Genomic DNA, 1,242 nt, shown 5'->3' on the forward strand with positions numbered 1-1,242 from the left:
GCGGAGGCCACCCGCGACGCCGCCGCCCGCCGCGACGAAATCCACCTCCTGGTCGCCGCGGCGCTCGCGGCGCCGCTGGTCGCGCCGATGCTGCTGATGCCGTTCGGGATCGCCTGGATGCCGCCCGGCTGGGTGCAGTTGGCGCTCGCGACCCCGATCCAGTTCTGGCTCGGCGCCCGGTTCTACCGGGCCGGCTGGCGCGCGCTGCGGGCGGGCGCCGGCAACATGGACCTGCTCGTCGCGCTCGGCACCTCCGCGGCCTACGCGCTGAGCCTGTACCAGCTCGTCCGCGCCGCGGAGGCCGGCCGCGCGACCCCGCACCTGTACTTCGAAGCCTCGGCGGTGGTGATCACCCTCGTTCTGCTCGGCAAGCGCCTGGAGAGCCGCGCCAAGCGCAGCACCGCGTCGGCCATCCGGGCGTTGACGGCGCTGCGGCCCGAGCGCGCGCGCCTGCGCCGGCCGGACGGCAGCGAGGCCGAGATCGAGGTCTCCGCGCTCCGGGTCGGCGACGCGGTCGTGGTCCGCCCCGGCGAACGCCTGCCCGCCGACGGCACGATCCGCGACGGCGCGAGCCGGATCGACGAGGCGCTGATCACCGGCGAGAGCCTGCCGGTGGCAAAAGCCGTCGGCGACCGGGTCGTCGGCGGCGCCATCAACGGCGACGGCCGGCTCGTGGTCGAAGTCGCCGCGGTCGGCGCGGAGGCGACGCTCGCGCGGATCATCCGCCTTGTCGAGGACGCGCAGGCGGCCAAGGCGCCAATCCAGCGCCTGGTCGACCGGGTGAGCGCGGTGTTCGTGCCGGTGGTGTTGAGCTTGGCGCTCGTCACCTTCCTCGGCTGGTGGCTCATTGCCGGCGCTAGCGTGGAAACGGCGCTGATCGATGCGGTCGCGGTGCTGGTCATCGCCTGCCCCTGCGCCCTCGGCCTCGCGACGCCGACGGCGATCATGGCCGGCACCGGCGTCGCGGCGCGCCACGGCATCCTGATCAAGGACGCGGAAGCCCTGGAGGTGGCCCACGCCCTCGACACGGTCGCCTTCGACAAGACCGGCACGCTGACGGAAGGGCGCCCGACGGTGACGGACCTCGAGCCTGCGCTAGGCGTCGCGCGCGCAGACCTCCTGCGCCAGGCGGCAGCGCTGCAGGCCGGAAGCGAGCATCCCCTCGCCCGCGCCGTCGCGACGCTCGCCGCAGCGGAGGGCGTGTCGCCGCCGCCGGCCGCCAACCTGCGGGCGCTGCCGGGC

1 protein-coding gene is annotated in these 1,242 nt (G+C 75.4%); it reads left to right on the plus strand.

Translation table 11 applies throughout. The annotated features are described in order from the left end of the window. Positions 1-1,242: heavy metal translocating P-type ATPase (locus FV229_RS26915; RefSeq protein ID WP_147754824.1), on the plus strand; the 1,242-nt coding region annotated here is incomplete at both ends.

Origin of the sequence: Methylobacterium sp. WL120 (assembly GCF_008039465.1) — a bacterium.
Taxonomy (GTDB): Bacteria; Pseudomonadota; Alphaproteobacteria; order Rhizobiales; family Beijerinckiaceae; genus Methylobacterium; species Methylobacterium cerastii.